At 35.8% G+C, this 5,485-nt stretch carries 6 protein-coding genes; all 6 read left to right on the top strand.

All coding sequences use genetic code 11. The features are described from left to right. Positions 1 to 462 (top strand): BclA C-terminal domain-containing protein (locus tag COL05_RS22825; protein WP_483861171.1); only part of this gene is annotated, 462 nt, incomplete at its 5' end. Positions 463 to 584: 122 nt separating this feature from the next. Then, complete coding sequence (locus COL05_RS22820; protein WP_098670246.1) at positions 585 to 1,430, top strand: TylF/MycF family methyltransferase; 846 nt, start codon at positions 585 to 587, stop codon at positions 1,428 to 1,430. Positions 1,431 to 1,644: 214 nt separating this feature from the next. Next, positions 1,645 to 2,397, top strand: a complete 753-nt coding sequence (locus COL05_RS22815; protein ID WP_001292832.1) for a class I SAM-dependent methyltransferase — start codon at positions 1,645 to 1,647, stop codon at positions 2,395 to 2,397. Between the two features lie 13 nt (positions 2,398 to 2,410). After that, on the top strand, positions 2,411 to 3,337 hold the full coding sequence (locus tag COL05_RS22810) for a glycosyltransferase family 2 protein (protein WP_098670247.1): 927 nt from the start codon (positions 2,411 to 2,413) through the stop codon (positions 3,335 to 3,337). A gap of 118 nt (positions 3,338 to 3,455) precedes the next feature. Beyond that, a complete protein-coding gene (locus tag COL05_RS22805; RefSeq protein WP_098670245.1) occupies positions 3,456 to 4,616 on the top strand; it encodes an FtsW/RodA/SpoVE family cell cycle protein in 1,161 nt (386 codons plus the stop codon). Positions 4,617 to 4,690: 74 nt separating this feature from the next. After that, positions 4,691 to 5,431, top strand: a complete 741-nt coding sequence (gene prpE, locus COL05_RS22800; protein ID WP_098670244.1) for a bis(5'-nucleosyl)-tetraphosphatase PrpE — start codon at positions 4,691 to 4,693, stop codon at positions 5,429 to 5,431. The last annotated feature ends 54 nt before the right edge of the window (positions 5,432 to 5,485 follow it).

Below are 5,485 nucleotides of genomic sequence, written 5' to 3'. Positions count from 1 at the left end.
GGACTGACTGGGCCAACTGGTGCGACTGGACCGACTGGGCCGACTGGGCCATCCGGACTAGGACTTCCAGCAGGACTATATGCATTTAACTCCGGTGGGATTTCTTTAGATCTAGGAATTGATGCTCCCGTACCATTTAATACTGTTGGATCTCAGTTTGGCACAGCAATTTCTCTAATGGCCCCTGATACTTTCTTAATTAGTGAAACTGGATTCTATAAAATTACTGTTATCGTATATACTGCAGCCGTAAGTCTATTAGGAGGTCTTACAATCGAGAAGGATGGAGTACCTATACCAGGTACTGGAACAAGTTTGATCTCAGTTGGAGCACCTATCGTTATTCAAGCAATTACACAAATTACGACAACTCCATCAATGATTGAAGTAATTGTTACAGGGCTTGGGCTATCATTAGCTCTTGGCACGAGTGCATCCATTATTATTGAAAAAGTTGCTTAATTTTTTACTTAGCAGTAAAACTGATATCAGTTTTACTGCTTTTTCAATTTCAAATTCAATCATGAAACATTCAGTACCTACATAATCATATTGTTGTATGACATTTTGCAGGAGGCACAAATATGGAAAGTAAATCTGCTGTTCAGCTTTATCTCGAATTGCTAAAGAAGACAATTTTATTTGAAATATGGTTAGAATATGAGGCATACTTACCCGCATCTCTACATATTTCGAAAGAACTAGAATTCGAACCAGTTACAGTCCCTCTCCCTTTATTCATTAAGCAATATGCCGAAAACCATAACTTAAAAATTGTAAAACCAAATGTTTCAAAAAGTGAACGTCATGATGGAATGGATTGGCCAAGAGCAGCACATAGCATGATTGGTCGAGAACGTATGAACCAATTACAAGAGGCGATGGAAACCGTTGTTCGTGAAAATATAGAAGGTGATTTTATTGAAACAGGTGTATGGCGCGGAGGATCATGCATTTTTATGAATGGTTTTTTACAAGCAAATAACATTAAGGATCGTAATGTGTGGGTCGCAGATTCATTTGAAGGTTTGCCAGCACCGAATCTAGAACAATATCCAAAAGATTACGGTGATTATTTACACACATTCGATTACTTACGCGTCTCTTTAGAACAAGTACAAGAGAATTTTAAAAAATATGATTTACTAAATGATCAAGTGAAATTTTTAAAAGGTTGGTTTAAAGATACTTTACCAACAGCACCAATTGAAAAAATAGCAATTGCACGGCTTGATGGTGATATGTACGAATCCACTATGGATGGTCTCGTGAACTTATATGATAAAGTTTCTAAAGGGGGCTATATAATTATCGATGACTATGGGCTACCGCCATGCGCTGAGGCTGTGACAGACTTTAGAAATCACCGAAATTTAAAAGCACCTATTACTAAAATTGATGTATTTGGAGTTTATTGGAGAAAAGAATAAAAAGATTTAATCTATAGGAGATCCCATTTTTACTCATCCCTCTCTCACTTCTAACCTAATAAAATATTTGTTTCGGAATCTCCTTACATATAACAATTGTTTTCCTGTGTTCTCTCACTACACATTGAAAATTTTATCAATAGCATTACTGGGAATAAATAGATGAAGCGTATACTGTTTACTGCATATTTTCGCACAAGAAAGGGGTATACTCATGAGCGAACTTAACAAAGAAATAACTTTGCTCCCTCCTCCTGAACTCGTCCAATATGTAGGTGGCGACTTCAAAGAAGTTGGAAAAGAGTTCCTAACACATTTTATTCAAATTGGCGCTTTAAAATCAAATGAAAAAGTATTAGATGTAGGCTGTGGTGTCGGTCGCATGGCTGTACCATTAATGAATTATTTAACTGATGATGGAGCGTATTATGGATTTGATCTTTTTAAAGATGGAATTACTTGGTGTCAAAATAATATTGCAACTATACGTAATAATTTTCATTTTGAACATGTTGACATATATAATCAATTCTATAATCCAGAAGGAAAAGAAGATGCCTCTCAATATCGTTTTCCATACGAAGATGAGACATTTGATTTCATTTTTTTAACTTCTGTATTTACGCATCTTCTTCCAAAAGAATTAGAACATTACCTATCTGAGATTGTACGCGTGTTAAAAAAAGACGGGCGATGTTTTATTACGTTCTTTTTAATAAACCCGGAGTCATCCTATTATTTGAATGCAGGACTAAGTACATTAGGATTTTATCATCAAATTGAAAATTGTTATGTCGTAAATAAAGATATTCCTAATTTTGCAGTTGCTTATCCTGAAACAAATATTTATTCTCTATTAAATAAATACGGCTTAGAAGCAATAAATAAACCATATTACGGTTTATGGTGCGGTAGACATGAATATACAAGTTATCAAGATATTGTTATTACAAAAAAAAGAGTCTGAAAGGAAGTTACGTATGACGAGCGAGAAGGATCTACCTCTTGTTTCCATTCTTATTCCCACTTATAATCGGCCTCATTATTTCAAAATCGCTCTAGAAAGTGCTTTAGCACAAACTTACTCAAATATTGAAATCATCATCGGTGATGATAGTACAAATGATGAGACAGAAACTTTAATACATGAACAGTATTTACCATATTATAAAAACGTCACCTACATTCGAAACACCTCTCCCCTAGGACAATTTCACAATGACCTTATGCTCCTAGAGAAATCGAATGGTGAGTATATAAATTTTCTAATGGACGATGATGTATTTTATAAACATAAAATACAAAAAATGATGGCCTATTTTGAGCAAGATACCAATAAAGCTCTGGCTCTTGTTACTTCTTACCGAGTACGTATTGATGATCACGGCGACTTAATAGGCGATGCCCATCCAACACAAAGGTTATATAGCGAAGATACCCCATTAAACGGAATGTTTTTAGGCGACTGGATGCTAAAGGAGGGCCACAACATTATCGGTGAACCTACAACTACTTTGTTCCGAAAAGAATTGCTTACTGAACCTTTTGGCACACTTAAAGAGCGACAGTATTCTTGTAGTGTTGATATGGCCTCATGGATTTCTTTACTTTCTAAAGGAGATGCAGTATACATTTCCGAGCCCTTAAGTCAATTTCGATATCACGCTGGACAACAAATACACAATAAGCTCCTTCAAGGGTGTGAAGATTTCACACACCTCGTCATAACGGCAAAAGAATATGGATTTTTACAAAATACTACAGACTATAGAACAGCCCTACTTAGTGCTTACAAATGGTGTAAAAGTTCCTTAAAATACTACCTTCATCAACTAGATATTTTTCCTGACGCACATGTACGTCTTTCCCATTGTTTGGTTATAATTATTAAAGAGTTAAACAATTAAACTACTCTGCAAAATCAAAAATGTATGGACTATTTGTGAATTATTCGTATAGTTCATACATTTTTTCTCATACTATAAAATCCATTACTATAAAGAGCAGTAGAAAGGAATACATACATTGAAAGATCCAAATTCTCAATATCAAATAGACTACGTATTACTATGCATCTTATTTGCCATTGGGACTGTTAGTTGCTTTGCAATTGCAAGTGCACAAGCCTCTTTACCACCATTTTTGCAAAATGTAAATTTTGTATTAAAGCAAATCCAGTGGTACTTCATTGGATTCATAGCCATTGGTGTTATTATGATTATCGATTTCGATCGTTATCAAAAAATTGCTTGGTATTTATATAGCTTTGCATTGGTACTACTAATTGGGCTAGAACTTCAAGTACCAGGTGCCATTACCATTAAAGGTGCGACCGCTTGGTACAGGCTCCCAGGCATCGGAAATTTCCAGCCTTCTGAAATTATGAAATTGTTTTTAATTATCGTCACTGGACGAATTATAGCAAATCACAATGAGAAATATTTTTACCGAACAATACACGATGATTTTTTATTACTCGGAAAAATATGCGCAACAAGTTTGCCTCCCCTGCTCCTTATTGCAAAGGAACCTGATTTAGGAAACACAATGGTAATTTCAGCTATGCTTGCAGCAATGATACTAGTTTCTGGTATACGTTGGTGGTTTATTTTCGGATTAGTTTCCGGTATTTTTGCAGCTTGCGTTACATTAACGTATATTTTTTTCACTCATACAAAATTCTTTAAAGCACACATTTTACAAGAATATCAACTAAATCGCTTCTACGGCTGGTTAGCACCATATAAATATGATGCGCAAGGCTATCAATTAAGACAAGCTTTCTTAGCTACTGGATCAGGGGAAATGCAAGGAAAAGGTTGGGAAAATGGACAAGTATACTTTCCAGAACCACATACAGATTTTATTTTCACCAATGTCGCTGAACAATTCGGCTTTTTAGGCGCAAGTTTCATTATTGCTCTTTTTTTCCTACTTATTTTCCGCATGATTCATATCGCTTTAGAAAGTAATGACCCTTTCGGTAGTTACATCTGCGCTGGTACAATCGGTATGTTTACTTTTCAAGTATTTCAAAATATCGGGATGACTATCGGATTACTGCCTATTACAGGAATCACATTACCTCTTATGAGCTACGGAGGAAGTTCCTTACTCACATACATGATAGCGATTGGATTTGTTTTAAACGTTCGCTCAAGGACAAAAGTCTTTATGTTTAACTGAAGCATAGATACGGTATATTTTTATCTCTATCCTTTTTTAGATATACTAATAAAAAATATGATGGAGGTTTAAATATGAAATATGACATTATAGGGGATATTCATGGATGCTTCCAAGAGTTTCAAGATTTAACGACGAAACTCGGATATAACTGGAATAATGACCTGCCGATTCACCCTGATCAACGCAAGCTTGCTTTTGTTGGCGATATTACAGATCGCGGTCCTCATTCATTACGTATGATTGAAATTGTATGGGAACTTGTCATAAATAAAAAAGCAGCTTATTACGCTCCGGGAAATCACTGCAATAAACTATACCGATTTTTCCTTGGACGTAATGTGACAATTGCTCATGGACTCGAAACAACTGTTGCCGAATATGAAGCACTGCCTTCTCATAAACAAAAGATGATAAAAGAAAAATTCATCACACTTTATGAGCAATCCCCTTTATATCACGTACTTGATGAGAAAAGGTTAATTGTTTGTCACGCTGGAATTCGGCAAGATTACATAGGAAGACAAGATAAAAAAGTACAAACCTTTGTATTATACGGCGATATTACAGGAGAAAAACATGCTGACGGCTCACCTGTCCGTCGCGATTGGGCGAAGGAGTATAAAGGAACAGCTTGGATTGTATATGGACATACACCTGTAAAAGAACCTCGCTTTGTAAATCATACAGTCAATATTGACACTGGCGCTGTGTTTGGTGGCAAACTAACTGGACTACGTTATCCTGAAATGGAGACTGTTTCCGTCCCTTCTTCCTTGCCTTTTGTCCCTGAAAAATTCCGCCCAATTTCATAACTTACGAAGGCTGACCGTATCATTTAGGCAGCTCTCATATAAAGTGAAACTTTA

Source organism: Bacillus sp. AFS059628 (assembly GCF_002571225.1).
GTDB lineage: Bacteria > Bacillota > Bacilli > Bacillales > Bacillaceae_G > Bacillus_A.
The sequence above is the reverse complement of the archived record's forward strand: the minus strand, read 5'-3'. Positions and strand labels throughout refer to the sequence as shown.

What these genes read in the sequence shown, in the direction of transcription:
- COL05_RS22815 (WP_001292832.1), top strand. Translation starts at nt 1,645, where the DNA reads ATGAGCGAACTTAACAAAGAAATAACTTTGCTCCCTCCTCCTGAACTC.
- prpE (WP_098670244.1), top strand. Translation starts at nt 4,691, where the DNA reads ATGAAATATGACATTATAGGGGATATTCATGGATGCTTCCAAGAGTTT.
- COL05_RS22820 (WP_098670246.1), top strand. Translation starts at nt 585, where the DNA reads ATGGAAAGTAAATCTGCTGTTCAGCTTTATCTCGAATTGCTAAAGAAG.
- COL05_RS22810 (WP_098670247.1), top strand. Translation starts at nt 2,411, where the DNA reads ATGACGAGCGAGAAGGATCTACCTCTTGTTTCCATTCTTATTCCCACT.